Genomic DNA, 24745 nt, shown 5'->3' with positions numbered 1-24745 from the left:
TCAGCCGAGCGCCCAGGCGACGTCCCTCAGCATCGCGTGCCGCCAGCCCGCGCGGTCGTGATCCGAGGGGGACCGCGACACCCGTACCGCCGCCCCGGCCTGCTCGGTCAGGGCCTCGACCACCGTGCAGTGGGGGAGCATCCGCGTCTCGTGCTCCCCCAGGTCGAAGGCGATGCGGAGGCCGGAGAGACCGGGCCGCTGCCGGAGCCGGTCGGCGAGGGCGCCGCCGGCCGGGCCGTCCAGCAGGTCCGTACGCTCCGCGCAGTCGGGCGCCCACCAGAACGACCCGGACTGGCAGGCGACCCGCGTCACCAGCTCCGGGAACTCCAGGGCGGCGTACAGCGCGCTGAGCCCGCCGAGGCTCTGCCCCGCGACCACCAGCGTGCCGGGGTCGGCGGGCACCCCGGACTCCGCGACCAGGGGCAGCAGTTCGTCCCGGACCGCCTCCCACAGCTCCGGCCGGCACCCGAACTCGCCCATCCGGTCCTTGGACGGCAGGAAGACCAGGGTGACCGGGGGCAGCGCCCCGTCCGCGACGGCCGCCTCGAACGCGGTCATGGCCGGGTGCAGATACAGCCAGTCGTCCCCGTCGAGCAGCAGCACCACGGGCCCGCCGCCCGCCACCGGATGCACGCGCACCGTGCGGCGTCCGCCGAGCCGCGCGGACGCCCAGCGCAGCCGGGTGCGGGGCACGGGCAGGACGTCGTCCGCGCCGACGAGCGGCCAGTAGGGCTGTGCCGGGGCGTCCGGCGTGGCCGCGATCGAGCGGTCGCCACCGGCGGCGGACGGGTTGAACGGGTCGGCGTGCGCCCCCTCGTCCGTGATGAACCGGTAGGTCACCCGCAGCCGCGCGGGCATCTCCACCTCCGCGTACCAGCAGTCCGTCGCGCCCCACCGGCGCAGCGGCAGCGGTTCCCGCGTCCAGCTCTCGAAGGATATGTCGGCCGGGCCGCCGCGCCGGAGGAAGAGAGTCGTCCAGCCGCCGCCCCCACCGGGCCGCGACACGGGCGTCCGGGCCGCCGCCCAGAACGCCTCGGTGCCGGGTTCGCCGGGCAGCCCGAAATCGGCGAAGGGGCTGCCGGTGGCGGCCGGGAGCTGATCCGTGCGATCACCGGAGGGCATGAGGGGTCTCCTTGTGCAGGGGGAAAGGGAAAGGCTAAGCTCACGAATTGTTAGGCGAGCCTAACCTAAGCTGTTTGTTCTTGATGAGGAGGCACTGCCCGCATGAGCACCAACCCGTTCGACGATCCCGAAGGCCGTTTCCTGGTCCTGGTGAACGACGAGGGCCAGCACTCCCTGTGGCCGTCGTTCGCCGAGGTGCCCGGCGGCTGGACGGTCGCCTTCGAGGAGAACACGCGCGAGGCGTGCCTGGAGTACGTCGAGGCCAACTGGACCGATCTGCGGCCCCGTTCGCTCGCCGCGTCGATGGACGCCTGACCCCCGTGACCACGGTCGCGCCGCGTCCCGTACCCCTGCCCTCCCCGTCCCGCCCGCGGGCGGCGCGCGTCCGGACCGCCGGGTCCGGTGACGCCGCCGCGCTCGCGGAGCTGTCCCGGCCGTTCGCCCGCTCGGGCGCCCTGCGCGAACGGCCCGACTCCCTCTACGCGGCACGCGCCGCCGAATTCCTCGTGGCCGTCGGCTCCGACGGCGGGATCGAGGGCTGTGTGGGCCTGCGGGTCCACGAGGGGGAGGGGGCCCACGCGGGCGTCCTGTACAACTTCTGCGTGGCGGGCCACCGGCAGGGGCGCGGAGTCGGGGGCGCCCTCCTGCGGACCGCGCTGGCCCTGGGGTGCACCCAGGCGCTCGGCGCCCTCTTCACCGCGACCACCGGGGACGACCGGCTGTTCCGCCGGTACGGCTTCGCGCCCGTGACGGCCCGTCAGGCGCCGAGCGCCTGGGCCGAATCCCTGGATCCCCGGCGCAACGCGCTGATCCTCGCCCGCGCCCTGTGAACCGGGCGCCGGGCCGAACGTGAGCCCGGCCCGGCGCCCCCCACACGTCAGGCCGGGCTCACCGCGTGGTCCTCGTCCGGCACCACCGTGGTCCCCGCGCCGTCCCCGCCGAGGACGCTCCGCAGCACCGCGTGCGGCACCCGGCCGTCCAGCACGTCCGCCCGGCCGACCCCACCCCGTACCGCCCGCAGGCAGCCCTCCATCTTCGGCAGCATCCCGCTCGCCAGGCCCGGCAGCAGGCCGTCCAGGGCGTCCGCCGTCAGGCGCCCGATCACCTCGGTGCTCGCCGGCCAGTCCGCGTACAGCCCCGCCACGTTCGTCAGGACCACCAGCCGCTGCGCGCCGAGCGCCACGGCGAGGGCGGAGGCGGCGAGATCCGCGTTGACGTTGTACACCTGGCCGTCCGCGCCCCGCGCCACCGGCGAGACCACCGGTATGTGACCCTGCGTCAGGAGGGCGCGCACCATGCCCGGGTTCACCTCCACGACGTCCCCGACCTGGCCGATGTCCACCGGTGCGCCGTCCACCCAGGCGGGCCGCCGCACAGCTGTCATCGTGTGCGCGTCCTCGCCGGTCATGCCCACGGCGTACGGCCCATGGCTGTTGATGTGGCCCACCAGTTCGCGCTGGACGCGGCCGGACAGCACCATGCGGACGACTTCCATCGTCTCCGCCGTGGTCACCCGCAGGCCCGCCTCGAAGCGGCTCTCCAGCCCGAGGCGGTCGAGCATGGCGCTGATCTGAGGGCCGCCCCCGTGCACGACGACCGGGCGCAGACCCGTGCGCCGCAGCTCCACGACATCCTGGGCGAAGGTCTGTTGCAGCTGTGCGTCGACCATGGCGTTGCCGCCGAACTTGATGACGACGACCGGTCCCGAATCCTCTTCCATTTAGCTTAGCCTAACCTTAATTGGCTCGTTGTTGGTCAAGAAGAGGCCCGCCGGTCGAGGAAGCTCTCCTCCACCGGCGGGCGGCCCCGCGCGTGATCAGCCGATCTCGATGAGGAGGTCGCCCGCCTCCACCTGCTGCACCCGGCCGATGGCCAGGCGGCGCACCACACCGGCGGACTGGGCGGTGATCGACGCCTCCATCTTCATCGCCTCGATCGTGGCGACCGTCTGCCCCGCCGACACCGAAGCGCCCTCCTCCACCTGGAGCGTCACCACCCCGGCGAACGGCGCCGCGACATGCCCCGCGTCGGTCCGGTCCGCCTTCTCCGCAGCCTTCACCTCGGTCGCCACGGACCTGTCCCGCACCGAGACCGGCCGCAACTGCCCGTTGAGCGTGGCCAGTACGCTCCGGAAGCCGCGTTCGTCCGCCTCCGAGATGGCCTCCAGCTCGAACAGCAGGGTGACCCCGGGCTCCAGCTCGACCGGGTGCTCGGTCTCCGGCTCCAGCCCGTACAGGAAGTCCGGCGTCGGCAGCACCGACGTGTCGCCGTACGCCTCCCGGTGCGCGGTGAACTCCTTCGTCGGGCCGGGGAACAGCAGCCGGTTCAGCGTCGCGCGCGGCGACTCGCGCAGCGCCTGACGGTCCTCGTCCGACAGGTGCGGCGCCTTCGCCTTGTCCGGGCGGCCCTTGAGCGCCCGGGTGCGGAACGGCTCGGGCCAGCCGCCGGGCGGGTCGCCCAGCTCACCGCGGAGGAACCCGATCACCGAGTCCGGTACGTCGAACTTCCCCGGGTCCGACTCGAAGTCCGCGGCACTCACGCCCGCGCCCACCAGGTGCAGCGCCAGGTCCCCGACCACCTTCGAGGACGGGGTCACCTTCACCAGCCGGCCCAGCATCCGGTCGGCCGCCGCGTAGCAGTCCTCGATCAGCTCGAAGCGGTCGCCGAGGCCCAGCGCGATGGCCTGCTGCCGCAGGTTGGACAGCTGACCGCCCGGGATCTCGTGGTGGTAGATCCGGCCCGTCGGCGAGGCGAGCCCCGACTCGAACGGGGCGTACACCTTGCGGGTCGCCTCCCAGTACGGTTCCAGATCGCCGACCGCCTGCAACGAGAGGCCCGTCGCGCGCTCGGTGTGGTCCGTGGCCGCCACCAGCGCGGACAGCGGCGGCTGGCTGGTCGTCCCGGCCATCGAGGCGACGGCCGCGTCCACCGCGTCCACCCCCGCGTCGATCGCGGCGATCAGCGTGCCCAGCTGGCCGCCCGCCGTGTCGTGGGTGTGCAGGTGCACCGGCAGGTCGAACCGCTCGCGCAACGCCGTGACCAGGGTGCGCGCGGCCGGCGGACGCAGCAGCCCCGCCATGTCCTTGATGGCGAGCACATGGGCGCCCGCCTCCACGATCTGCTCGGCCAGCCGCAGGTAGTAGTCCAGCGTGTACAGGGTCTCGCCCGGGTCCGACAGATCGGCGGTGTAGCACAGCGCCACCTCCGCCAGCGAGGTCCCCGTGGCGCGTACGGCGTCGATCGCCGGACGCATCTGCGACACGTCGTTGAGCGCGTCGAAGATCCGGAAGATGTCCATCCCGGCCGAGGCCGCCTCCGACACGAACGCCTCGGTGACCTCCGTCGGATACGGCGTGTAGCCCACCGTGTTGCGGCCGCGCAGCAGCATCTGCGTACAGATGTTGGGCACCGCCTCACGCAGCTTGACCAGCCGCTCCCACGGGTCCTCCGCGAGGAAGCGCAGCGCCACGTCGTAGGTGGCCCCGCCCCAGCACTCCAGGCTCAGCAACTGCGGCACGGTGTGCGCCACCTGCGGCGCGACCGCCAGCAGGTCCCGGGTACGGACCCGGGTGGCCAGCAGCGACTGATGGGCGTCGCGGAACGTGGTGTCGGTGACCGCGACCGCCGACTGCGCCCGCAGCTCGGCGGCGAACCGCTCCGGACCCAGCTCGGCCAGCCGCTGCCGCGAACCGGGCGGCGGCGTGCCGGGCGGCAGCGCGGGCAGCTTGTCCGCCGGGTCGATGACCGAAGGGCGGGGCCCGTAGGGCCGGTTGACCGTGGTCTCCGCCAGATAACTGAGCATCCGGCTGCCCCGGTCGGCCGACGGGCGGGCCCGGATCAGCTCCGGGTGCTCGTCGATGAACGAGGTCGTGACGCGCCCCGCCCGGAACTCCGGGTGGTCGAGGACCGCGCCCAGGAACGGCAGGTTCGTCGCCACCCCGCGGATGCGGAACTCGGCGATCGCCCGGCGCGCGCGGCGGGCCGCGTTGGCGAAGTCGTGGCCGTGACACGTGAGTTTGACGAGCATCGAGTCGAAGTGCGCCGACACCTCCGCACCCGTGTGCACGGTCCCGCCGTCGAGGCGCACACCCGGACCGCCGGGGGAGCGGTACGCGGAGATGGTCCCGGTGTCCGGACGGAAGCCGTTGACCGGGTCCTCCGTCGTGATCCGGCACTGCATCGCGGTGCCGTTGAGGGAGATGGAGTCCTGGGACAGCCGCAGCTCGGGCAGCGTCATGCCCGCCGCGATGCGCAGCTGCGCGATCACCAGGTCGCGGCCGGTGACCTGCTCCGTCACCGTGTGCTCGACCTGGATGCGCGGGTTCATCTCGATGAAGACGTGGTTGCCGCGCTCGTCCACCAGGAACTCGACGGTGCCCGCGTTCACGTACCCGATGTGCCGGGCGAAGGAGACCGCGTCGGCGCAGATCCGCGCCCGCAGCTCCGGGTCCAGATTCGGGGCCGGCGCGATCTCCACCACCTTCTGGTGGCGGCGCTGGAGCGAGCAGTCCCGCTCGTAGAGGTGCACCACATTGCCCTCGGCGTCGGCCAGGATCTGCACCTCGATATGGCGCGGGTTGATCACCGCCTGCTCCAGGAACACCGTCGCGTCCCCGAACGCGGACCGCGCCTCGCGCATCGCCGCGTCGATCGCCTCGCGGAGGTCAGCGGCCTCGGCCACCCGCCGCATGCCGCGCCCGCCGCCCCCGGCGACCGCCTTCACGAACACCGGGAAGCCGATCTCCTCCGAGGCCGCGACCAGGGCGTCCACGTCCTCGGACGGCTCCGAAGACTTCAGCACCGGCACCCCGGCCTCGCGGGCCGCCGCCACCGCACGCGACTTGTTGCCCGTCAGGTTCAGCACCGACGCCGGGGGCCCGACGAAGGTGATGCCCGCCTCCGCGCACGCCGCCGCCAGGTCCGGGTTCTCCGACAGGAAGCCGTAACCGGGGTAGATCGCGTCCGCCCCCGCCTTGCGGGCCGCCTTCACCACCTCGTCCACCGACAGGTACGCCCGCACCGGATGCCCCGGCTCACCGATCCGGTACGCCTCGTCCGCCTTGGCCCGGTGCAGGGAGTTGCGGTCCTCGTGCGGATACACGGCCACCGTGGAGATGCCCAGCTCGAAGGCCGCACGGAACGCGCGGATCGCGATTTCCCCGCGGTTGGCGACCAATACCTTGTCGAACATCAAACTCCCCAGTCGTGTCGCGGCTGTGTGGCGTCGAGGACGGGCGGTACGGCACGGACACGCTGCTCCGCGTCGGAGACCGTACGGCGGTGGCGAGGTGCTCCGTGACCCGCCGGGTACGGAGCGTTCGACACCGTACCGGAGACTTCCCCCGAGATCGCGAGCGCAAAAGATGGCTTGCGTCACGCCCCAAAACGTCCCCCGGACGCACCCCCGCCACCACGATGTTTTGCCGGTTCTTGGCGGCGGGGCCATGCTGGTGGGCATGGCCGACCACGCCGGCCCCGAACCCGTCGGCACCGTCCGGCGCGCCCTCCGCCTGCTGGAGGCCGCGGGCGCCCACGGGGGCGAGGCCACCGCGCAGCAGCTGGCCCGGGAGGCGGGGCTTCCCCCGGCCACCGTGCGCGAGCTGCTGCCCATGCTCATCGGCGACGGCTACCTCAGGGAGCTGGAGGACCACACCTACGTCCTCGCCGACGACGCCCCGGGCGGCGGCCCCGGCACGCAGTCGGTGCCCGCCCGGGTACGGCCCGCCCTCACCGCCCTGCGCAACGACCTGGGGGCCGCCGCCTATCTCACGCTCTACGTGGACGGCGAGGTCCGGGTCATGGAGATCGTGGACAGCGCGCGCACCCCGCGCGTGGACCTGTGGGTGGGACTGGACGAGGCCGGGCACGCCACGGCGCTCGGCAAGAGCGTGCTGCGGGAGCTCGACGACGAGGCGCGGGACGACTACTTCTCCCGGCACGACCTGACCGGGCTCACCCCCCGGACCATCACCCACCGCGAGGAGCTGGTCCGGCAGCTCGACGGCTCGCCCGCGCCGGTGGTCATGGACCGCGAGGAGTACGTACGCGGCACGACCTGCGTCGCGGTCCCGGTCTACAGCGGCGATCAGATCGGCTCCCTCGGCATCTCCTTCCGGTCCGACCGGATGTACCGCACATCCCGGGTCCGCGCGGAGCTCCTGTCGGCCGCCGTCAGCGTGTCCCGCAGGCTCACGCTGCCCGGCTGAGGGGCCGCGTTCAGTCCAGCCGGGTCAGGTCCGGCCGCAGCCGCTGCCACACCGGATGCCGCAGCCGCCCCGCCGCCGTCCACTGCGACGCGCTGACCTCCGCCACCAGCCTCGGCTCCACCCAGTGCGCCCCGGCCACGTCGACCGGCCCCGTGAACGGGGACTCCGGACGCGCGATCACCCTCAGGTAGTCCCTCAGCTCGCCCAGCTCCCGGTCCGACATCCCCGACCCCACGGACCCCGCGTACCGCAGCCCCGCCGGGTCGTCCAGCCCGACCAGCACCGCCCCGGGGACACCCGCGGGCGCGCCGTTGCGCTGGGTCCAGCCGCCGATGACCACGTCCAGCGTCTCGACCCGCTTGGTCTTGCGCCAGTCGGGTGAACGCAGGCCCGGTGTGTACGGAGAGGTGAGCCGCTTGGCGACCACCCCCTCCAGGCCCCCGCGCACGACGGTGTCCCACGCCTTCGCGCCCTGGCCGCGCACATAGGACGGCACCGACCAGTGCGGTCCCGCGGACAGCACCCCGGACAGGATCGCGCGGCGCTCCTCGTAACCCAGCGCCGACAGCCTCCGGCCGTCCAGGTACAGCACGTCGAAGACCACCAGGTGCGCGGGGACGTCCAGCGCCAGGCGGGCGGCGCGGCGCGCGTTCAGGATGCCCATCCGGCGCTGGAGCAGCCCGAAGTCGGACCGCCCCGCCCCGTCCAGGGCCACGATCTCGCCGTCCAGGACCACGCTGCGGCCGCGCAGCACGTCACCGAGCGCGTGCAGCTCCGGATAGGTCGGGGTCACGTCGTTGCGCGCCCGCGAGGTCAGCCGCAGGGTGCCGTCCCCCGGTGTCGCGACGACGCACCGGGCACCGTCCCACTTGGCCTCGAAGGCCCACTCCGTGTCCGGTACGGGGAGCGGTCCCGGCACGGCCAGCATCGGTGCGATCCACGGGGGTGACCCGGAGGCGTCGGCGGGGATGGGGGCCATAGCCTCCATGATCGAACGGCCGGCGGTTCCCCGCAGTCCGAGTGCTACGCCGCCCAGGCGGACACGGTCAGGGTCTGGGCGAGGACCTGCCACAGGGCCCAGGCGCCCGCACGGCTCGCCGCGCCGCACAGCACCTGCCGGGTGCAGTCCGTCTCCCGGTCCTGCCACGCGGCGACGTCCAGGTAGTGGAAGCCGAGGGAGCGGGTGAACGTGAACCGGATGTGCAGGCCGTTGCCCAGGTCGTGGCCGGGGAGCGTGGCGATCTGGAGGTGGTCCCCGGCGGCGGACTCCACGCGGACCGGATTGCCGCCCAGCAGATCGCAGGTGTCGCCCGTACGGACGCGGCCCGGGCAGCTCCCGCTCACCGGGAACAGCCGGAAGTTGTCGGTGAGCTGCCGGCGTACGGCCTCCGGCGTCGTGAACGGGTGTACGCCGAGCCCGTAGCCGTACCAGTACAGCAGGCGCCTGCCGTCGAGGCAGCGCTCGCGGTCCTGGTCGCACGTGGCCGCGCGCCCGGCCCCGGCGTCCGCGCGGGCCGCCGGGGCGGTGAGCACCAGGGCGAGGCACGGGGCCACCGCGAGCGCCAGGACGCGCCGGGCGGCCCGGCGCTCACGGGGCACGGCTCAGCCCGGTGACTCGTCCGGCACCGGATGCTCCGGGTGCACTCCGGCGTTACGGGCGGAACCGCGTCCCGACCCCGACTCGTCCGGGTCGGGCAGCTCCTCGTCCTCCCGGCCGTCGTCCCCGGTCCGCCCGGTGCGCGGCGGGCCCGGCACGTCCATCGGGTCCTCGCCCTCCTGGACCTGCTGGTCGGGCATGTCCGCGGGCACCGGAGGGGGACTCGGGGTCGCGCCCTCGTGGATGGGGCCCTCTGGTCTGCGGTCGGTCATGGAAGATCCTCCGTCGTCGTCCCCGCGGGCAGGCGGCGGGGCATCGGCAGCCTCGCGGTGCCGGGTACCCACGGAGGTCCGGCCAACTCATTGTGGGCCGGTGCGGACCGCACGGCATGTCCGCCCGCTCAGCGCCGCCGGGCGAGGAGGAACATCTGCGGTTCGGGCACGGCCGCCGGGACGGCGGGCACGAACATCGTGCTCTCCCGGGACAGCACGGTGAACCCGGCGTCCTCCACCAGCGCCGCGAACGCGTCCTCGCCGAAGCTGGTCACCTCGACCGGCTGGCCCATGAACGTGCCGCTCACGCCCTCCACGTCGAACGGCACCGTCGCCACGGCCAGATGACCCCCCGGCCGCAGCACCCGCGCGGTCAGCCGCAGCACCTCGCCCTGGTCCGCGCGCTCCATCTGCAACAGTGCGAAGTACAGGCACACCGCGTCGAAGGAGCCGTCCTCCAGCGGAAGCGTGCGGATGTCGGCGCAGCGGAACTCCGCCCCCGGCACCTGGCGCGCGGCGATGTCCACCATCACCGGCGAGACGTCGACCCCCAGCACCTCGTGCCCGGCGTCCACCAGGGTCTGCGCCGTCGGCCGGCCCGTCCCGCTCCCCACGTCCAGCACCCACGCGTGCGGCGGGAGCACCCCGAGAAGCCGTTCCAGCGAGGCACGGTGGGCCGCCGAAGCGGCGAACGCCGCCTCGTAATCGGTCCCGAGAGCGTCGAACACGGCTGCGGCGGTGCGACCTCGTCCCGCTGACATGGCAGGCCCCTTCCTGTTGCGGTGCACCACCACTTCTACTGCAACAGGCACACCCCCGCCCCGAAACCACCGGAAACCGGTGTGCCGCGGCCCTTACACCGACCGCAGCCACGCCTCGATCAGCCGGAGGTCGGCCCCGGTCAGGCCCAGGACGGGATCGACGCGGTGGAGCAGGGCCGGCCCGCCGTGGTGACCGGCGACCCAGCGCCGGTCGGGCTCGCCGATCTCGTCGTCGACCCAGGCGAACGCGCGCCCCGCCGCCCACTCCACGAGCGGGCGCGTCTTCCAGTGCAGCCCCGCCCGGGCGTCCCGCGCCTCCTGCTCGGGCGCGTCCGGCCAGGCGACCACGTCCAGAACGGGCAGGTCGAGCCGGGGCGCGACGACCGTGTTCGCCTCGTCCTCCCAGGTCGTCGCCCAGACCAGCGTGCAGGGCAGCGCGCCGAGCCGGGGCCCGAGCGACGGGTCGACCCTCGCCAGCAGCGGGTGGGCCGCCGCACCGGGCGGCACCGGCCCCATCGGATACGTGCGGTGGCCGCCGGGCCGCGCACCGAACGGGATCAGGGGGCCGTCGACGTCGAGGAAGAGCAGGGGGAGTGGGTCCGGGGCGGTCACCCCGGCACCGTACCCACCGGCCTCAGCGCCCGCCCGACACCCGCAGCACCGTTCCCGTCGCGTACGAGGCGTCCGGTGAGAGCAGCCAGGCGACGGCGCCCGCGATCTCCTCCGGTTCGCCGGGGCGGCCGAGCGGGGTGCCGGGGCCCAGCTTGTCGGGGCGGGCCGGGTCGGCGTGGAATTCGGTGCGGATGACACCGGGGGCGACCGCGTTGACGCGGATGCCGGACGGGCCGACCTCCTTGGACAGGCCGACGGTCATCGTGTCGACGGCCCCCTTGGCGGCGGCGTAGTGCACGTACTCGCCGGGGCTGCCGATCGTGGCGGCGGCCGAGGACACGTTGACGATCGCCCCGCCACCCGAGGCGGTCATGTCCCGCACCGCGCGGCGCGCGCAGAGCAGGTAGCCGAGGACGTTGACCTCCAGGGCCCGCCGCATCCCCGCCGCGTCCGCGTCGGCCAGGGGACCGAGCGGGCCGCTCATGCCCGCGTTGTTGACCAGGCCGGTGACCGGGCCCAGCTCGGCGGCGGCGGTGTCGAAGAGGCGGTCCACGTCCGTCTCGTCCGCCGTGTCCACCCGGACCGTCACGCAGCGCCGGCCCGTTCCCCGTACCGCCTCGGCGACCTTCTCGGCCGCCTCGGCGTCCGAGTGGTACGCCAGCGCGATGTCATGGCCCTCGTCCGCCAGGCGTACGCAGACCGCCGCACCGATGCCGCGGCTGCCTCCGGTGACCACGGTGACCGGTTGACCGTTCATGGCAGGCCCCACTTTCCTCGTACTCGCTTGCGGAGCCATCGTAGGCGCGGGTGATCATCCACCCCGGAGGGGGCCGGAAACGCGGCAGTGGACTGTCACCCACTCATGGAAGAGTGACAGTCCACCGGTCTGTGCTGCCCTGCGTCAGACGGGCATGCCGTCCTGGCGGTCGCTCTGCTCCTGGAGCTTGCGGGCCTTCTCCTGGAGGCGGCTGCGCTGCTCCGGGTCGCTGGTGCGCTCCGCGGCCTCGGTCAGGTGCCGCGCCTTCTCGCGCATCTGCTGGGCTCGGTTCACCTCTCGTGCAACGCTCATCGTCACTCCTCGGGGACGGTAGGGGAGAGCGGGCCCCTTCAGGGAAGCAGCGCCCCGTCACCGATGCACGCCGAAGCATCACCCACCGTGAAGACCGCAGGTGGGGGGAGGGGGGACGGAACCGGTCCCGCGCGCTGGCATGATCGAGGGTATGAACGAGCGCATGATCGCCGCGTGTGACGGGGCGTCGAAGGGTAATCCGGGGCCGGCCGCCTGGGCCTATGTGGTGGCCGACGCCGAGGGCCGTCCCCAGCGGTGGGAGGCGGGGCCGCTCGGCACCGCCACCAACAACGTCGCCGAGCTCACCGCCCTCCAGGAGCTCCTGGAGTCCGTGGACCCCGCCGTGGCGCTCGAGGTCCGGATGGACTCGCAGTACGCGATGAACGCGGTCACCAAGTGGCTGCCCGGCTGGAAGCGCAACGGCTGGAAGACCTCGGGCGGCAAGCCCGTCGCCAACCGCGAGCTGGTCACCCGCATCGACGCGCTCCTGACCGGGCGCGCCGTGAGCTTCGTCTACGTGCCCGCCCACCAGGTGGACGGCGACCCGCTCAACGCGCTCGCCGACCAGGCCGCCAGCGAGGTCGCCGTCTCCCAGACCGCGGCCGGCACCGCGCACGGCTCGGCCACCCCCGTACCGGCACCCTCCCGCGCCACCGAGGGCCGCAGGACCGGCGCGACGGCGAAGAAGAGCGCGCCGCGGAAGTCGGGGGGCGGGGCCACCATCCGGGCCAAGTTCGCCGGCCGCTGCCACTGCGGACGGCCGTACGCGGCCAAGGACATGATCGCCAAGAACGACCACGGCTGGGGCCACCCGGAGTGCCGCACCGCCTCCGCCTGAGGGCGGCTGTTCCCGGCCAACTGCCCCCGTAAGCCCACCAGATGGGGCGATCCGCCCGCGCGGCGGGCGTCCCCGTGCCATGATGCGCTCCGGCGGCGCGCGGGGAGCGCCGCCGGGGGAGCGGTGGCGACACCGGGACGCTGGGGGGCGTATGGAAACGACGACGACGGTGCTCGGCCGGCTGCGCGGGGCGCAGAAGACGGCCAAGGGGGTCTCGCTCTACTCGCGGTACGTGAACCGCCCGGCCGGCCGGGTCTTCGCCGCCGCCGCGTACCGGCTCGGCATGACGCCCAATCAGGTCACCCTGACCAGCGCGGCGTTCACCTTCACCGCCCTCGCCTGCGTGGCGCTGGTGCGCCCGGGGCCCGGGATGGCCGTCCTGGTCTACCTGGGGCTCGCCGTGGGCTTCGCCCTCGACTCGGCCGACGGGCAGCTCGCCCGGCTGACGGGGCGGGGCGGGCCCGACGGCGAGTGGCTGGACCATGTGGTCGACTGCGCCAAGATGATCCTGGTCCACACCGTCGTACTCATCGCGTTCCACCGGTACTTCGCACTGCCCGGCGACGGCTGGCTGCTGCTCCCGCTCGGTTTCCTGTTCGTCGCCGTGCTGACCTTCTGCGCGGGGCTGCTGCGCGAACAGCTCGGCAAGGCGGCGGCGCACGGCGCGGCAGCCGCGCCCGGGCCCGCCGCGCCGCCGTCCCGGCTGCGGGCCGTGGCGCTGCTGCCCGCCGACTACGGGGTGTTCTGCCTGGTCTTCCTGCTGCTCGGCGACGAGACCGCGTTCCGGACCGGATACGCCGTACTCGCCGCCGTGCACGCGCTGTTCCTCGTCCTGTTCCTGGGCAAGTGGTTCAGGGAGCTGAAAGCGCTCCGGGCGCACTGACGAGCGTGTCCAGCGCCCGGCGCAACTGGGTGCTGGAGGTGTGCACGGTGTACGGGAAGTACACGACCTCCACGCCCACCTCGGCGAAGTCGCGTTCGAGCTTCCTGCCCTTCTCCGTGTCCCGCCAGTCGTCCCCCTTGAAGATGACGTCGAACCTGACCTGCTGCCAGGTCTCGACCTTCTCCGGCACGGTCTCCACGAAGGCGGCGTCCACGTACCGCACGCTCCGCACGATCTCCAGCCGCTCCGGGAGCGGGATCACCGGCCGGTGTCCCTTGGCGAGCGTGGCCATCTCGTCGGAGACGACCCCCGCCACCAGGTAGTCGCACTGGCTGCGCGCATGACGAAGGATATTGAGGTGTCCCACATGGAACAGGTCGTAGACCCCCGGCGCGTAACCGACTCTGTGCACCATCCGTTCTCTCCCCCCACGGTGAACGCGATGTCCGCGATAGTCCAACGACCTTACTGTGAAGACCACTTGCTCATCTCATGAACGGATAAGCTCGCTTTTGGGGCTGTTCCTCGGTGGACACAGTCGGTGGAACACAGGTGGCTCCGGGGGGAAGGCGATCGTCCGATGGCAGACGAAGAGCACCACAGACCGTTCGAGCGGCGCCGCCTGCTGGTGGTCTCCACGAACTACGCGCCGGAGCTGACCGGCATCGGCCCGTACGCCGCCCAGCTCGCCGAGCACTGGGCCGCGTCCGGCGCCGACACGCATGTGCTCACGGGCATGCCGCACTACCCGGCCTGGCGGACCGACGCGGCCTACCGGGGCGTCTGGCGCACCGAGGAGCGGCGCGCGGGCGTCACCGTGCACCGCAGGCGCCACTACGTACCGGCCCGCCAGAGCGCCCTGCGCAGAGCCGCATTCGAGGGGAGCGTCCTGGCGCACGGCCTCCTCGCCCCGCCCGGCATCCGGCCCGACGCGGTGGTCTCCCAGATGCCCAGCCTCGCCGGAGGGGTCATCGGCGCCCGCCTCGCCCGCCGCCACCGGGTGCCCTACCTCCCCGTCGTCCAGGATCTGATGGGCGCCGCCGCGGCCCAGAGCGGCATCCGGGGCGGCGACGGGGCGGCGGCCCTCGCCTCGAAGGCCGAGCGGTTCGCCCTGCGCGCCGCGACGCTCGTCGGCGTCATCCACGAGACCTTCGTCCCCCGTGTCACCGCCTACGGGGTGGACCCGGACCGCATCCGCGTCGTGCCCAACTGGAGCCACGTACAGGCCCCTTCGGCCGACCGCGCCGCGACCAGGGCCCGGCTCGGCTGGCGCGAGGGCACACCGGTCGTCCTGCACTCCGGCAACATGGGGCTCAAACAGGGCCTGGAGGTCCTGGTCGACGCGGCCCGGCTCGCCCCCGACATCCGGATCGTCCTGATGGGCGACGGCAACCAGCGCGAGGACCTGCGCGCCCGCGCCGCCGGGCTGCCCAACCTCGACTTCCTGCCCCCGGCCGGTGCGGAGGAGTTCACCGACGTCCTGGCCGCCGCCGACGTCCTCGCCGTCACCCAGCGCGCCTCGGTGCTCGACATGAGCGTGCCCTCGAAGCTCACCTCGTACTTCGTGTCGGGGCGCCCCGTCGTCGCCTCCGTGGCCGAGGAGGGCGGCACCGCCGAGGAGGTGCGGCGCTCCGGGGCCGGGCTCCTCGTCGCGCCCGAGGACCCGGCCGCCGTGCTCGGCGCCGTACGCAAACTGGTCGAGTCACCCGCCGAGGCCGACGCGCTCGGCGCCAACGGGCCGCGCTACGTGGCCGGCCACCTGGGCCGGGAGGCGGCGCTGGCCCGCTTCGACGCCCTGCTCACCGAGGCCCTGCGGGACGGCCGGGGAGGCCGACGACGATGACCGAACCGATCCGCTCCCTGGACGAGCAGGACGAACCCGCCCTGCTCCGGGACCAGTTCCGCCAGCTCCTGCGTTACCGCGCCCTCCTCGTCACCGGTGTGCTCCTCGGCCTCCTCGGCAGCGGCTGGCTCGCCCTGAGCGGCGAGGACACCTACGCGGCCACCGGCGAGGTGTCCGTACGGTCCGCCACCTCCGACCCCTTCGCCGCCGGGGCCTCCGCCGACAAGGGCATCAACATCGGCTCCGAACGCCAGACCGCCGTCAGCGACGCGGTCGGCACCATCGCGGCCGGCACCCTCGCCAAGCAGGGCGACACCGTCGAGGTCGGGGCCCTGCTCTCCGGGCTCCAGGTCACCAACCCGCCCAACACCCTCGTCCTCAAGTTCGCCTACACCGGCCGCACCCCCGAGCAGGCCAGGGCCCGGGCCCAAGCCCTCGCCGAGGCCTACCTGGAGATACGCCGGGAGCGCACCGAGGACAGCATCGACAACATGATCGACGGCTACCGCGCCCAGCTCAAACCCCTCACCGAGCAGCGCGACCGGCTCGCCGAGCAGGAGACCGGCGTCGGCGACGACGTCTCCAGCGCGCGCGCCAACCTCATCGTCGCCATCTCCGCGCTCAACCAGAAGGTCTCCGAACTCCGCGCCCTGGACACCACACCCGGCTACCTCAACAAGAAGCCCGTCGCCCCGCAGCACCCCACCGGGGCCGGACTGCCGCTCCTCCTCGGACTCGGCGGTGTCGTCGGCCTCGCCCTCGGGCTGCTGCTGTCCTGGGTGCGCCTCGTCTTCGACCCGGCCGTCCGCTCCACCAGGGAGCTCGTCCGCTCCCTGGGCGCCCCGCTGCTCGGCACCCTGCCCAGGGAGCGCGCGACCGCCGGCACCCTGCTCGCGATCGGCCGCCCCGGCAGCAGGCTCGCCGAGGAGTACCGGGCGGTCGCCTTCCGGCTCGCCTACGACCCGTCCTTCGGTGAACGCCGCCGCCTCCTGGTCACCGCGCCCCGCGGCGACAACGACATGGCGCGGGCCGCCGCCGCCAACCTCGCCGCCGCCTTCGCAGAGATGGGCCGCGACGTCCTGCTGGTCGAGGCCGACCTGCGGACCCCTTCCCTGGCCGGTGACCTCGGCGCCGCCCACCCGGGCCGCAGCCCCCGCTGGGCGACGGGCGGCCAGGACCGCGGCTGGCCGTCCGACAGCCGGGCCAACGTCGACGTGCCGGGGTCGGGCGCCTTCACCCTGGTCGCGGGCCGCCGCACCGACAACGTGCCGCGCGCCCTGACCTCCGCCCCCGTCAGCCGCCTCATCGCCGAGGGCGGCAGGCCCGGCGCGGTCGTCATCGTGCTCGCCCCGCCCGTCCTGTCGTACGCGGACGCCGTCGCCCTCGTGGACCGCGTCGAGGACGTCGTCATCGTCTGCCGGCCGCGCGAGGTGCACCGCAGCGACCTCGAACGCATCCGCGAGGTCATCGGCGCGGCGGGCGGCTCGGTCCTCGGCACCCTGCTCCACCCCGGCTCCGGCCGGCTGGACCGGAGGGCCCGCAGGAAGTCCGGCGCCGTCCGGGCGCCGGGGCAGCGGCCCGCCGGTCAGGGACCCGCCGCCCCGGGCGGCAGATACGGCGACCCCGACGTGACGGGCCGCACCGGCGACCCCGCCGAGACGCTGGGCCTGCGCACCGTGGACGGCGGTCACGGACGCGACGGTCGCAACAGCGCCGCCGGACACCGATGAGAGCCCGGACCGCGATCGTCTGCTCGGTCGCGGACCAGGGGGTGGCCGCCCTCACCAACATCCTGGTGCTGGTGGCCGCCGCCCGGCTCTCCACCGTGTCCGGCTTCGCCCGCTTCTCCGCCGTCTACCTCGTCTTCACCGTCCTGCTCGGCGTCTCCGGCGCCTTCACGGGACAGCCCCTGGTGCTGCGCCGGGGCGGCGGCGAGGACACCCGGTCCGCCTGCCGGTCCGCCGTCTGCTTCACGCTGCTCGCCGCCAGCGCCCTCGGCGGCCTGCTCGCCGCCGTCTGCCTCCTGCTGCCCGGCTCCACGGCACGGGCCCTGATGACGCTGGGCCTGGTGCTGCCGGTGGTGCTGGGGCAGGACATCGCCCGGTACGCCTTCGCCACCCTGCACGCCCAGCATCTGGCCCTGACCGCCGACACCCTCCGGCTGGTCTGCGTCATCGGCGCCCTGGCCGTACAGCCGCACGGGGCGCCGGCCGCCCGGCTGGTCGCCGTCTGGGGGCTCTCGGCGCTCCCCGCGCTGCTGCTCTCGGCGGCCGCCCTGCACCGCAGGACCACGGGCGCCCCGGTGGAGCTGAGGCCGATGCTCGCGAAGGGTCACCTCGGCCGGAGGTTCGTGGTCGAGTTCGGCGTCGGCAACGCCACCTCCCAGCTCTCCGTGCTCGGGCTCGGTGCCGTCGGCAACCCCCTCGTCGTCGGCGCCCTGCGCGGCGCCACCACGCTCTTCGGCCCGCTCAACGTCCTGTTCACCTCCGCCACCGGCTTCGGCCCCCCGCTCCTCGGGCGGCTCGCGACCGACCGGCTCCGGGTGCGCGCGACCGCCGCGCTGGCCGCCGTCCTGGCCCTGACGGCCGCCGCCTGGGCCACCGCCCTCGCCCTGCTGCCCGGCTCCGCCGGCCGCCATCTGCTCGGCGCCACCTGGCCCACGGCGGCGGCGCTCCTCCCGGCGACCGGCAGCCAGTACGCGGCGATGGCCGTCGGCACCTGCGGACTGCTGGCCCTCCGGCTCCTCGACCCGCGCACCACGCTCTCGATCCAGGTGGTGTTCTCGCTTGCCGCGGTCGCCTTCCTCGCCACGGGTTACGCGCTCGGCGGGGTGACCGGGGCCGCCTGGGGCCTGTGCCTGGGCTCCGTCTGCAAGGCCGTCGCGACCTGGACCCGGGTGGCCCGGCTGACCCGGGCGGGCGCGCGGCACCCGGCGCCGGTCAGCGCGGACGCCGCCCGGACCTGAAGCTCGTCACCAGTGCCAGGCACAGGGCCGCGATCGCCAGCTTCCCCGCCGCCTGCAACAACGGGCCGCGCAGCAGGATGAACGTGTACCCGGCGATCAGCGGCGCCGCGATGGCCAGCACACTGCCCGGACCCGGCCCGTCGCGCGAGACCGCCCGCGCGTAACGCCGGTCGGTGCGCGCGGCCCCGTACCCCGTCAGCGCCAGCCCGCCGACCAGGCCCACCGCCCCGAAGTCGACCCACAGCTCCGTCCACAGCGGCGCGGAGAGGTTGGTCATGTTCATCCCCATCCACTGCCCGACGCGCACCCCGGTGTCCTCCGGCTTCCCGCTCCACGCCGCCCTCGGCACGAAAAAGAACGCGGACCCCGCCAGCTGCCGCCCGTAGGTGTGCCCCCGGGTGCCGACCCAGGTGACGGTGTTGGCGAACATCACCGTCTGGTCGTAGTCCTTGGTGGCCAGCGGCTCGAACACCGACGACGACTGGACCGGCCGGTACCCCTCGTCGTCGTACCGGAACCGGTCGGCGTACGGGAACAGCACCAGCGCCCCGATCACCCCGAGCGCCAGCACCGACCGGTACATCGCCGCACTGCACGGGAACGCCGTGAACAGCAGCGAGACCAGCACCGTCAGGAACCAGTAACGGGCGTTGGAGACAGGGTTGTTCACGACCAGGTTCACGGCCGCGAGACCGCACCAGACCAGCACGGTCGACGGTGCGCGCCTGGCCCGGCGCGAGGTCACCAGCCTGCGCGTGTAGAACAGCAGCGCCAGCAGCGCCGGGACCGTGCCGAAGCCCTTCAGGAAGGCCGAGCCCACATTGGACTCGCCCGACGCCACCCCGCTCTCGGCGACCGAGGCGCTGATCTCCTGCCTGCTGGAGAAGAAGACCGCGGGCCCGCCCAGCTTCAGCACGTAGTACCCGCTCGCCGCGAACGCCACCAGCACCAGCAGCCGCAGCCGCACCGGGTGCGCGGTGGCGCCGTGCCCGTCCCCGCGCGCCGTGCGACGGCGGCGCAGCGGGCGCCGCGACGCCAGCAGCGCCCCGAGGTCGAAGGCCGCGCACCCCACAAGGACCAGCGCGACGGCGGTCACCAGATCGGCGCGCGGCCCGACCGCGGGCGTCGGCGTCTGGCCGATGACCACCTGCGCGAACGGCGCCACCCCCATCGCGATGTACACGAACATCCAGAAGACGCCCTGGAGGAGCCGCCGCCGCGTGGACAGGATCATCGTCGCGAGCCGCGCCCCCGCGTAACAGGTCAGGACGAGCTGCAACCAGTACGCGGTGTCCCGCACCCCGGTCCCGGGCTGGGCGGCGATCAGCGCGGGCAGGAAGCACACCAGGCCGAGGATCAGCGGCACGGCCAGCGCCCGCGACAGCATCGCCCAGGACAGCGGGCGGGCGGGCGCGGAGGTTGTGCCCTCGTGCACGGATGCCATCAACTCCCCGTCCCCGAAGCGCGGTTGTGTGGCTACACATTAACGAATCACCACACGTGAGGAGATGTGACGACTAGTCTGGGCAGGGCCGGACGAGGGCGAGGGGGACCCTGGTGAAGATCCTGCACATCGTCACGCTGCACACCCCGGACCACGCCTTCGGCGGTCCGACCCGGGTGGCGCTGAACCTCTCGAAGGTCCAGCGGGTCGGGGGCGACGACGCGCGGATCATGGCGCTCGGCGACGGCTTCGACGGGCCCCTGCCGCGCGAGGTGGAGGGCGTCCCCGTCCACCTCTTCCAGGCCCGCCACCTGCTGCCGGTGTTCGAGGTCAGCGGGATCACCTCCGCCGCCCTGCTGCGGACCGCCCACCGCATGATGCGCGGCGCCGACCTCGTCCACGTCCACCTGATGCGCGACCTGGTCACCCTGCCCGCCGCCCTCCTCGCCCTGGCCTCCGGCACCCCCCTGGTCGTCCAGACCCACGGCATGGTCGACCCGACCGAGAAGCGCGTCGCCCAGCTCACCGACCTCCTCGGCGTCCGCCGGGTGCTGCGCGGCGCCGACGCGGTGCTGCACCTCACCGAGGCCGAGCGCGTCGACGTCAACGCCGTCGCCGCCCCCGTGCCGCTCACCCGGACCGTGCGCCTGGTCAACGGGGTGCGCCCGCAGCCGTTCAAACCGGCCCGTGAGCCCGGCCGCCCGCCCACCGTGCTGTTCCTCGCCCGCATCCAGGAGCGCAAGCGCCCCGAGGACTTCGTCGCCGCGATGCCCGCCGTCCTGGCCGAGCACCCCGACGCCCGCTTCGTCCTCGCGGGACCGGACACCGGCGCCCTGCCCGGCACCCTCGCACTGGCCCGCCGCCTCGGCGTGACGGACTCGCTCGACCATGTGGGACCCCTCGGCCACGAGGAGGTGCTGGCGGCCGGCCGCGAGGCCGATGTGTATGTCCTGCCGTCCATCGAGGAGCCCCTGGGCGTCTCGGTCCTGGAGGCGATGTCCGTCGGCACCCCGGCCGTCATCACCCGCACCTGCGGACTCGGGCCCGATGTGGCGCGGGCCGGGGCGGGCCGGGTCATCGACAGCCGGGTCGGCGAGGACGCCGCCAACGCGGACAAGGTCGCGCGGGCGGTCCTGGAACTGCTCGAACCGGACGCCAACGCGGTTGCCGGGAAGGCCGCCTGGGAGCTGGTCAACGAGCACTTCACCATCGAGGTCGTCACCCGCACCCTCCGGCGGACCTACGAGGACGTGGTCCGCCGGAGGAGCGAAGAAGTCAAGAAGCGGGCCTCTCCCGCGACTTGAGGGCGATCTGCCAGCGGTAGAAGCTCATCGCCAGCGCGAAGTCGAACCCGGCGCGCCCGTCGAGGAACCCGCGCCGGTAGACGTACATGTAGGCGAAGGACATCAGCGGTTTGAACGGTGCCTTGTGGAACAGCTGCCCCTGCCGCGACTTGGCCCGGCGCACCTGCTCCTTCACCTCCGGATGGTGGTTGAGCCACGCCTCCCAGTCCGAGTAGCGGTTGTGCCGCTCGAACCAGGCGGTCACCGGGTCCAGGTCCTGGTGCTCGATCGGATGGCGCAGCGCCGCGGTGCTCTGCGCGACCGGCTGGTAGTGCCCCTCCACCTCCCCGATGCCGGGCGCGTCCAGATCGCCGACCTCCGGGTAGTGGCAGCGGGTCCGGTCGGTCAGCGAGCGTTTGCGGATGGTGTAGCCGTGCCGCAGCCGCTTCCCGGAGAACCAGTAGCCGAGCGGGATGTCGTACGCGGCGGGCTTCGGCGCGTCCGGATCGGCGAAGATCCCCCGCAGTTCGGCCAGCAGCGCGGGGCTCAGCCGCTCGTCCCCGTCGAGCAGCAGGATCCAGTCCAGGTCCGTGCGCACGTGGTCCAGGCACCACTGCTTCTTCCGGGGGTGCCCGCCGTCCCAGGTGTACAGGACGACCTCGGCGCCGCACTCGGCGGCGATCTTCGCCGTGTCGTCGGAGCTGTGCGAGTCCACGACGACCACCGCCTCGAAGTGGTCGATGACCGACCGCACGGCCTCCGCGATGTTCAGCCCCTCGTTCTTCGTGGGGATCGCCACGGCTATGGGCAGCTTCTTCATCCGTTGTCCCCTTCGGGCAGCCAGGCCCAGCAGCCTGTGGAGGTGAAGGCGAGCGCCGCCTCCGGAATCGTGATCGTGGTCCGCTTCCCGCCGTGCGAGGAGCCGGAGGCCAGCACCTTCCCGCCCGGGCCGGTGACCTCCCAGGTGCAGTCCGGGGTGGGGGAGACGTCCCGGTAGCGGCCGGGCCGCACCTTCCCGTCCCGGTGCGCACCGTCGGCGTATCCGTGCGAGGCCCGCTCCACCAGGTCCTTGTGCCGGGGGCACAGATGGGCGACGGCGGGCTCCGCGCCGCTGATCTCGCCCGTCACGACGGCACCCACCGCGGTGTCCCGGTCCACCTTGACCAGGTAGTCCAGCCGGTCGCAGGTCTCCTGCCCGGTCTGGAGCACCGCGGCCGGGTCCATGCCCACGGGCACCCGGTCGGTCAGGTACTCCTTCTGCTTCTTGGTGAACGTGCCGGTGGCGGGCGTCAGCCGGTCGGTGGGGATCTTCGGCGGCTCGCTGCTGCGGGTCACTTCAGGACCGGCGGGCTCGGTGGGGTCGGCCTCCGCTCCGGCCGCGGGCACGGACGGCGCCGCGCTGCCCGAAGCCGCGGGGCCCGCCGCCCTGCCGCCGCCCTCCCCGCTCCCGCCCCCGTCACCGGAGGACGAGCCGCAGGCGGCCAGCGCCACCGTCGCGAGAACGACGGCGGCGCCGGCCAGGAACGTATTCCTCATGCACTGTTCCTCAGCGCGTAGTGGGCACTGACCTGGGCAGCGGTCAGCGCGGCCGGGTACACGGCGGTCTCGTCGATCTGCCCGGCGAAGAAGTTGCTCGTCGGCCGGTTCGGCCAGCTCGCGAGGTTGTCCCCGCCCACCCGCCAGTAACCGGTGTAGCTCTGGTTCTGGGTGTACCGCGAGTTCGAGGCGCGCAACTGCCCGTCCACGTACAGGGCCATACCTCCGGAGCCCTGGGTGGCGACGACATGGTGCCAGGCACCGTCGTTGTACGCCCCGGTGGTGCTGACGGTCTGACCCCCGCCGTTGGAGGTGCCGAAGGTCAGCCGCCCGTTGTTGAGCATGTACACGTGCTTGTCGTACTTGCCGCTCAGCTCCATGGTGTTGCTGCCGAAGCCGATGATCTTCCCTCCCTTGGTGGTCGTGGTCTTGATCCAGGTCTCCACGGAGAACGCCTTGGGCTGGGGCCGGCTGCCGTTGCTGTACGCGTACTGGGTGGACCCGTTGAACCCGATGGCGGTCGAGGGCCCGGCCACGGCCGCCGGGGTCTGCCGGTACGAGGGCGAGTTGCGCAGGAAGCCGTTGTCCAGCCCCGCCCCGGTGTCGGCGGCGAACGTCGAGGTGCCCTCGTCGTAGCGCCAGTACAGGCTCGCCCCGTCGGAGAGCACCTTCGCCGGATAGCTCTCCGCCTTGGACGCCACGGTCGCGCTCACCGCGGGCGACTTCGCGCTGGTGTTGGTGCCGTCGCTCGCGGTGATCCGGTACGTGTGGGTCTCACCGGGTGCCACGTCGGTGTCCGTCCACCGCAGCTGCGGACGGTCCCAGAACACGGAGTAGCCGGTCGTCGTGTGCACCGGGGTGGTCGCCCCGTCCTTGTAGATCCGGTACGTGAGCACCCCGTCGTCGGCGTCGAAACTGGTCTGCCAGTTCACGTCCACCTTGTCCGGGGCGACGGTGGAGACGCTGACGTTCGGCACCCAGGGCGCCCCCGTGTCCGGGCCGTCGGCGAACCGGGTGAGCCCCTGCTGCGCCTTGCTGTTGACCGTGGTGAACTCGCCGCCCACCCACAGGTAGTGGTGGCCGCCCTTGTCGGTCTGCGCCATCACACGCGGGCCGACCGGCTCACCGATCCCGTCGTTGGTGTCCGGGAACCACGGCAGCAGTTTCGGGTCGTCCACCGACTGGGCCAGCAGGTGCTTGCGCGGCTGGTCGGGGAACTCGCCCATGGACGCGCAGTCGTGCGCGTGACTGCCGCTGTAGAGCACCCCGTTGTGCACCAGCAGCGCCTGTGTGGCGCCCAGGCAGGTGTCCCGCCACACCTGGTTGAAGGTGCCGAGGTCGACGGCGATCCGCCCGTCGAACACCCCACCGCCGGTGCCCTCGTTGGCGGTGTAGAACTGCTTGGTGTCGCTGGTGAGATCCTGCACCGTGGAGGTGTTGGGGATGAAGCCCGGGTAGCTCTTGGACAGCGCTCCGGTGGTGGCGTTCACCACCGCCAGCGCGTGCGAGCTGGTGCCGTTCATGGTGAAGAAGTCACCGCCGAGCACCACGTGCTGCCCGTCCGGTGTGACCTCCACCGCCCGGCCCACCTCGTCCGCGTTCGCCGTCCACGGCTTCAGCGCCGCACCGGTGGTGACGGCGGCGAAGAAGGTCCGGGACTGCCCCGCCACGCTCTTGAAGTCGCCCCCGAGGTACACCGTGTCGTCGGTGACCGCCAGCGCCCGCACGGTGGCGGAGACCGCGACCTTGAAGTTCTGGCGCGGGGTGCAGGTGGCGGTGTCGATGGCCGCGATGTTGCTCACGCCCACCCCGTTCACCGCCCCGAACTGGCCGCCCGCGTACAGGGTGTCACCGTCCGGGGACAGGGCCAGCGCGCGCACCGTCGCGGTCCCCGAGGAGAGCGTGAACGACAGCGAGCAGCCGGTGGGCGCACCGGTCGCGGTGTCGAACGCGGCGAAGTTCACCGCGGGCTGCTCGGAGGTCCCGGCGGCCGCGCCCGGCGGCCGTACGGTGGAGAAGGTGCCGCCCGCGTAGACCACACCGTCGTCGGACGCGGCCATCGACCAGACGATGCCGTTGGTCTGCCAGGTAGACAGGTCGTCCGCGGTGATCGAGACGGGCGCGGTGAGGGCGGCGGCCGGGGGACTGCCCGCGGCGGCGGCGCTCAGGGCGCCCGCGAGCAGGCCGAGCGCCGCGGCCGCGGCCCGCGTCCGGCCGCGTCGGCGCCCTGTGGTTCGGTTCATCATTCAGCTCCGAAGGTGAGAACGAGCTTGCGGCCCCTTGGCCGCGGTCGAGGAGGCGGAGCCGGGGGCCC

24 protein-coding genes are annotated in these 24745 nt (G+C 73.4%); 9 read left to right on the top strand and 15 right to left on the bottom strand.

From position 1 onward, the window contains the following. Positions 1–1122, bottom strand: coding sequence for an alpha/beta hydrolase-fold protein (locus tag AMK18_RS32105; RefSeq protein ID WP_073865570.1), 1122 nt, complete (start codon positions 1120–1122; stop codon positions 1–3). A gap of 102 nt (positions 1123–1224) precedes the next feature. Here AMK18_RS32105 and AMK18_RS32100 point away from each other — a divergent pair, with 102 nt between their 5' ends. Both AMK18_RS32100 and AMK18_RS32095 read left to right on the top strand, forming a co-directional pair. Beyond that, on the top strand, positions 1225–1437 hold the full coding sequence (locus AMK18_RS32100; RefSeq protein WP_018102801.1) for an MbtH family protein: 213 nt from the start codon (positions 1225–1227) through the stop codon (positions 1435–1437). 5 nt (positions 1438–1442) lie between these two features. Beyond that, the gene (locus AMK18_RS32095) at positions 1443–1952 is read left to right on the top strand and encodes a GNAT family N-acetyltransferase (RefSeq protein ID WP_073865569.1); all 510 of its coding nucleotides are present in this window, start codon (positions 1443–1445) and stop codon (positions 1950–1952) included. A 47-nt stretch (positions 1953–1999) separates the two neighbouring features. On the opposite strand, the gene argB is transcribed toward AMK18_RS32095, so the two are convergent. After that, on the bottom strand, positions 2000–2842 hold the full coding sequence (gene argB, locus AMK18_RS32090) for an acetylglutamate kinase (protein ID WP_073865568.1): 843 nt from the start codon (positions 2840–2842) through the stop codon (positions 2000–2002). Positions 2843–2938: 96 nt separating this feature from the next. Continuing rightward, a complete protein-coding gene (locus AMK18_RS32085) occupies positions 2939–6313 on the bottom strand; it encodes a pyruvate carboxylase (protein WP_073865567.1) in 3375 nt (1124 codons plus the stop codon). A gap of 265 nt (positions 6314–6578) precedes the next feature. Between AMK18_RS32085 and AMK18_RS32080 the strand changes: the two genes are divergently transcribed. Beyond that, complete coding sequence (locus AMK18_RS32080; protein ID WP_241836692.1) at positions 6579–7328, top strand: IclR family transcriptional regulator; 750 nt, start codon at positions 6579–6581, stop codon at positions 7326–7328. 10 nt (positions 7329–7338) lie between these two features. Here AMK18_RS32080 and ligD read toward each other — a convergent pair whose 3' ends face one another. From ligD to AMK18_RS34785, 7 genes are all read right to left on the bottom strand, one after another. Further along, complete coding sequence (gene ligD / locus AMK18_RS32075; protein WP_018102806.1) at positions 7339–8307, bottom strand: non-homologous end-joining DNA ligase; 969 nt, start codon at positions 8305–8307, stop codon at positions 7339–7341. A gap of 44 nt (positions 8308–8351) precedes the next feature. Further along, positions 8352–8927, bottom strand: coding sequence for a hypothetical protein (locus tag AMK18_RS32070; protein WP_073865565.1), 576 nt, complete (start codon positions 8925–8927; stop codon positions 8352–8354). A 3-nt stretch (positions 8928–8930) separates the two neighbouring features. Then, positions 8931–9197, bottom strand: a complete 267-nt coding sequence (locus AMK18_RS32065; protein ID WP_026171485.1) for a hypothetical protein — start codon at positions 9195–9197, stop codon at positions 8931–8933. A gap of 128 nt (positions 9198–9325) precedes the next feature. Next, on the bottom strand, positions 9326–9958 hold the full coding sequence (locus AMK18_RS32060; RefSeq protein WP_241836691.1) for a class I SAM-dependent methyltransferase: 633 nt from the start codon (positions 9956–9958) through the stop codon (positions 9326–9328). 93 nt (positions 9959–10051) lie between these two features. Next, a complete protein-coding gene (locus AMK18_RS32055) occupies positions 10052–10570 on the bottom strand; it encodes an HAD domain-containing protein (RefSeq protein ID WP_073865563.1) in 519 nt (172 codons plus the stop codon). A 22-nt stretch (positions 10571–10592) separates the two neighbouring features. Then, positions 10593–11327 carry an SDR family NAD(P)-dependent oxidoreductase gene (locus tag AMK18_RS32050; protein WP_018102811.1) on the bottom strand — a complete coding sequence of 245 codons (735 nt, stop codon included), beginning with the start codon at positions 11325–11327 and terminating at the stop codon, positions 10593–10595. 144 nt (positions 11328–11471) lie between these two features. Further along, on the bottom strand, positions 11472–11639 hold the full coding sequence (locus tag AMK18_RS34785; protein WP_158071815.1) for a DUF6381 family protein: 168 nt from the start codon (positions 11637–11639) through the stop codon (positions 11472–11474). 151 nt (positions 11640–11790) lie between these two features. Between AMK18_RS34785 and AMK18_RS32045 the strand changes: the two genes are divergently transcribed. Together AMK18_RS32045 and AMK18_RS32040 are read left to right on the top strand one after the other, a co-directional pair. Beyond that, positions 11791–12477 (top strand): ribonuclease H family protein, encoded by a 687-nt coding sequence (locus AMK18_RS32045; RefSeq protein ID WP_073865634.1) that lies wholly within the window; start codon positions 11791–11793, stop codon positions 12475–12477. A 151-nt stretch (positions 12478–12628) separates the two neighbouring features. Continuing rightward, a complete protein-coding gene (locus tag AMK18_RS32040) occupies positions 12629–13360 on the top strand; it encodes a CDP-alcohol phosphatidyltransferase family protein (RefSeq protein ID WP_073865562.1) in 732 nt (243 codons plus the stop codon). On the opposite strand, the gene AMK18_RS32035 is transcribed toward AMK18_RS32040, so the two are convergent. Continuing rightward, positions 13329–13775, bottom strand: coding sequence for an adenylyltransferase/cytidyltransferase family protein (locus AMK18_RS32035; protein WP_073865561.1), 447 nt, complete (start codon positions 13773–13775; stop codon positions 13329–13331). The two genes, AMK18_RS32040 and AMK18_RS32035, sit on opposite strands and share 32 nt — an antisense overlap. A 165-nt stretch (positions 13776–13940) precedes the next feature. Between AMK18_RS32035 and AMK18_RS32030 the strand changes: the two genes are divergently transcribed. Genes AMK18_RS32030 through AMK18_RS32020 form a run of 3 tightly spaced genes read left to right on the top strand, consistent with a single transcriptional unit; the run spans position 13941 to position 18168 of the window. Beyond that, positions 13941–15203, top strand: coding sequence for a glycosyltransferase (locus tag AMK18_RS32030; RefSeq protein WP_073865560.1), 1263 nt, complete (start codon positions 13941–13943; stop codon positions 15201–15203). Beyond that, the gene (locus tag AMK18_RS32025) at positions 15200–16933 is read left to right on the top strand and encodes a lipopolysaccharide biosynthesis protein (protein WP_073865559.1); all 1734 of its coding nucleotides are present in this window, start codon (positions 15200–15202) and stop codon (positions 16931–16933) included. The genes AMK18_RS32030 and AMK18_RS32025 overlap by 4 nt, the downstream gene beginning before the upstream one ends. Then, complete coding sequence (locus AMK18_RS32020) at positions 16930–18168, top strand: hypothetical protein (protein ID WP_073865558.1); 1239 nt, start codon at positions 16930–16932, stop codon at positions 18166–18168. The genes AMK18_RS32025 and AMK18_RS32020 overlap by 4 nt, the downstream gene beginning before the upstream one ends. Here the strand turns inward: AMK18_RS32020 and AMK18_RS32015 are convergent. Then, positions 18143–19612: a hypothetical protein gene (locus AMK18_RS32015; protein WP_073865557.1), complete on the bottom strand. Its 1470-nt coding sequence runs from the start codon at positions 19610–19612 to the stop codon at positions 18143–18145. The genes AMK18_RS32020 and AMK18_RS32015 overlap by 26 nt on opposite strands. 113 nt (positions 19613–19725) lie before the next feature. Between AMK18_RS32015 and AMK18_RS32010 the strand changes: the two genes are divergently transcribed. Continuing rightward, a complete protein-coding gene (locus tag AMK18_RS32010) occupies positions 19726–20916 on the top strand; it encodes a glycosyltransferase (RefSeq protein ID WP_073865556.1) in 1191 nt (396 codons plus the stop codon). On the opposite strand, the gene AMK18_RS32005 is transcribed toward AMK18_RS32010, so the two are convergent. From AMK18_RS32005 to AMK18_RS31995, 3 genes are read right to left on the bottom strand one after another with little or no spacing between them, the layout of a single operon-like run. Further along, positions 20888–21715, bottom strand: coding sequence for a glycosyltransferase family 2 protein (locus tag AMK18_RS32005; RefSeq protein ID WP_073865555.1), 828 nt, complete (start codon positions 21713–21715; stop codon positions 20888–20890). The two genes, AMK18_RS32010 and AMK18_RS32005, sit on opposite strands and share 29 nt — an antisense overlap. Further along, positions 21712–22431, bottom strand: coding sequence for a hypothetical protein (locus AMK18_RS32000; protein WP_073865554.1), 720 nt, complete (start codon positions 22429–22431; stop codon positions 21712–21714). The genes AMK18_RS32005 and AMK18_RS32000 overlap by 4 nt, the downstream gene beginning before the upstream one ends. Continuing rightward, positions 22428–24674: a LamG-like jellyroll fold domain-containing protein gene (locus AMK18_RS31995; protein ID WP_073865553.1), complete on the bottom strand. Its 2247-nt coding sequence runs from the start codon at positions 24672–24674 to the stop codon at positions 22428–22430. The genes AMK18_RS32000 and AMK18_RS31995 overlap by 4 nt, the downstream gene beginning before the upstream one ends. Between the last annotated feature and the right edge of the window lie 71 nt (positions 24675–24745).

It is taken from the genome of Streptomyces sp. CB01249, assembly GCF_001905735.1.
Lineage (GTDB): Bacteria > Actinomycetota > Actinomycetes > Streptomycetales > Streptomycetaceae > Streptomyces.
The sequence above is the reverse complement of the archived record's forward strand: the minus strand, read 5'-3'. Positions and strand labels throughout refer to the sequence as shown.

What these genes read in the sequence shown, in the direction of transcription:
- argB (WP_073865568.1), bottom strand. Translation starts at nt 2,842, where the DNA reads ATGGAAGAGGATTCGGGACCGGTCGTCGTCATCAAGTTCGGCGGCAAC.
- AMK18_RS32020 (WP_073865558.1), top strand. Translation starts at nt 16,930, where the DNA reads ATGAGAGCCCGGACCGCGATCGTCTGCTCGGTCGCGGACCAGGGGGTG.
- AMK18_RS32105 (WP_073865570.1), bottom strand. Translation starts at nt 1,122, where the DNA reads ATGCCCTCCGGTGATCGCACGGATCAGCTCCCGGCCGCCACCGGCAGC.
- AMK18_RS32005 (WP_073865555.1), bottom strand. Translation starts at nt 21,715, where the DNA reads ATGAAGAAGCTGCCCATAGCCGTGGCGATCCCCACGAAGAACGAGGGG.
- AMK18_RS32085 (WP_073865567.1), bottom strand. Translation starts at nt 6,313, where the DNA reads ATGTTCGACAAGGTATTGGTCGCCAACCGCGGGGAAATCGCGATCCGC.
- AMK18_RS32040 (WP_073865562.1), top strand. Translation starts at nt 12,629, where the DNA reads ATGGAAACGACGACGACGGTGCTCGGCCGGCTGCGCGGGGCGCAGAAG.
- AMK18_RS34785 (WP_158071815.1), bottom strand. Translation starts at nt 11,639, where the DNA reads ATGAGCGTTGCACGAGAGGTGAACCGAGCCCAGCAGATGCGCGAGAAG.
- AMK18_RS32080 (WP_241836692.1), top strand. Translation starts at nt 6,579, where the DNA reads ATGGCCGACCACGCCGGCCCCGAACCCGTCGGCACCGTCCGGCGCGCC.
- AMK18_RS32065 (WP_026171485.1), bottom strand. Translation starts at nt 9,197, where the DNA reads ATGACCGACCGCAGACCAGAGGGCCCCATCCACGAGGGCGCGACCCCG.
- AMK18_RS32100 (WP_018102801.1), top strand. Translation starts at nt 1,225, where the DNA reads ATGAGCACCAACCCGTTCGACGATCCCGAAGGCCGTTTCCTGGTCCTG.
- AMK18_RS32000 (WP_073865554.1), bottom strand. Translation starts at nt 22,431, where the DNA reads ATGAGGAATACGTTCCTGGCCGGCGCCGCCGTCGTTCTCGCGACGGTG.
- AMK18_RS32030 (WP_073865560.1), top strand. Translation starts at nt 13,941, where the DNA reads ATGGCAGACGAAGAGCACCACAGACCGTTCGAGCGGCGCCGCCTGCTG.
- ligD (WP_018102806.1), bottom strand. Translation starts at nt 8,307, where the DNA reads ATGGCCCCCATCCCCGCCGACGCCTCCGGGTCACCCCCGTGGATCGCA.
- AMK18_RS31995 (WP_073865553.1), bottom strand. Translation starts at nt 24,674, where the DNA reads ATGAACCGAACCACAGGGCGCCGACGCGGCCGGACGCGGGCCGCGGCC.
- AMK18_RS32050 (WP_018102811.1), bottom strand. Translation starts at nt 11,327, where the DNA reads ATGAACGGTCAACCGGTCACCGTGGTCACCGGAGGCAGCCGCGGCATC.
- AMK18_RS32025 (WP_073865559.1), top strand. Translation starts at nt 15,200, where the DNA reads ATGACCGAACCGATCCGCTCCCTGGACGAGCAGGACGAACCCGCCCTG.
- AMK18_RS32035 (WP_073865561.1), bottom strand. Translation starts at nt 13,775, where the DNA reads ATGGTGCACAGAGTCGGTTACGCGCCGGGGGTCTACGACCTGTTCCAT.
- AMK18_RS32060 (WP_241836691.1), bottom strand. Translation starts at nt 9,958, where the DNA reads ATGTCAGCGGGACGAGGTCGCACCGCCGCAGCCGTGTTCGACGCTCTC.
- AMK18_RS32015 (WP_073865557.1), bottom strand. Translation starts at nt 19,612, where the DNA reads ATGGCATCCGTGCACGAGGGCACAACCTCCGCGCCCGCCCGCCCGCTG.
- AMK18_RS32045 (WP_073865634.1), top strand. Translation starts at nt 11,791, where the DNA reads ATGAACGAGCGCATGATCGCCGCGTGTGACGGGGCGTCGAAGGGTAAT.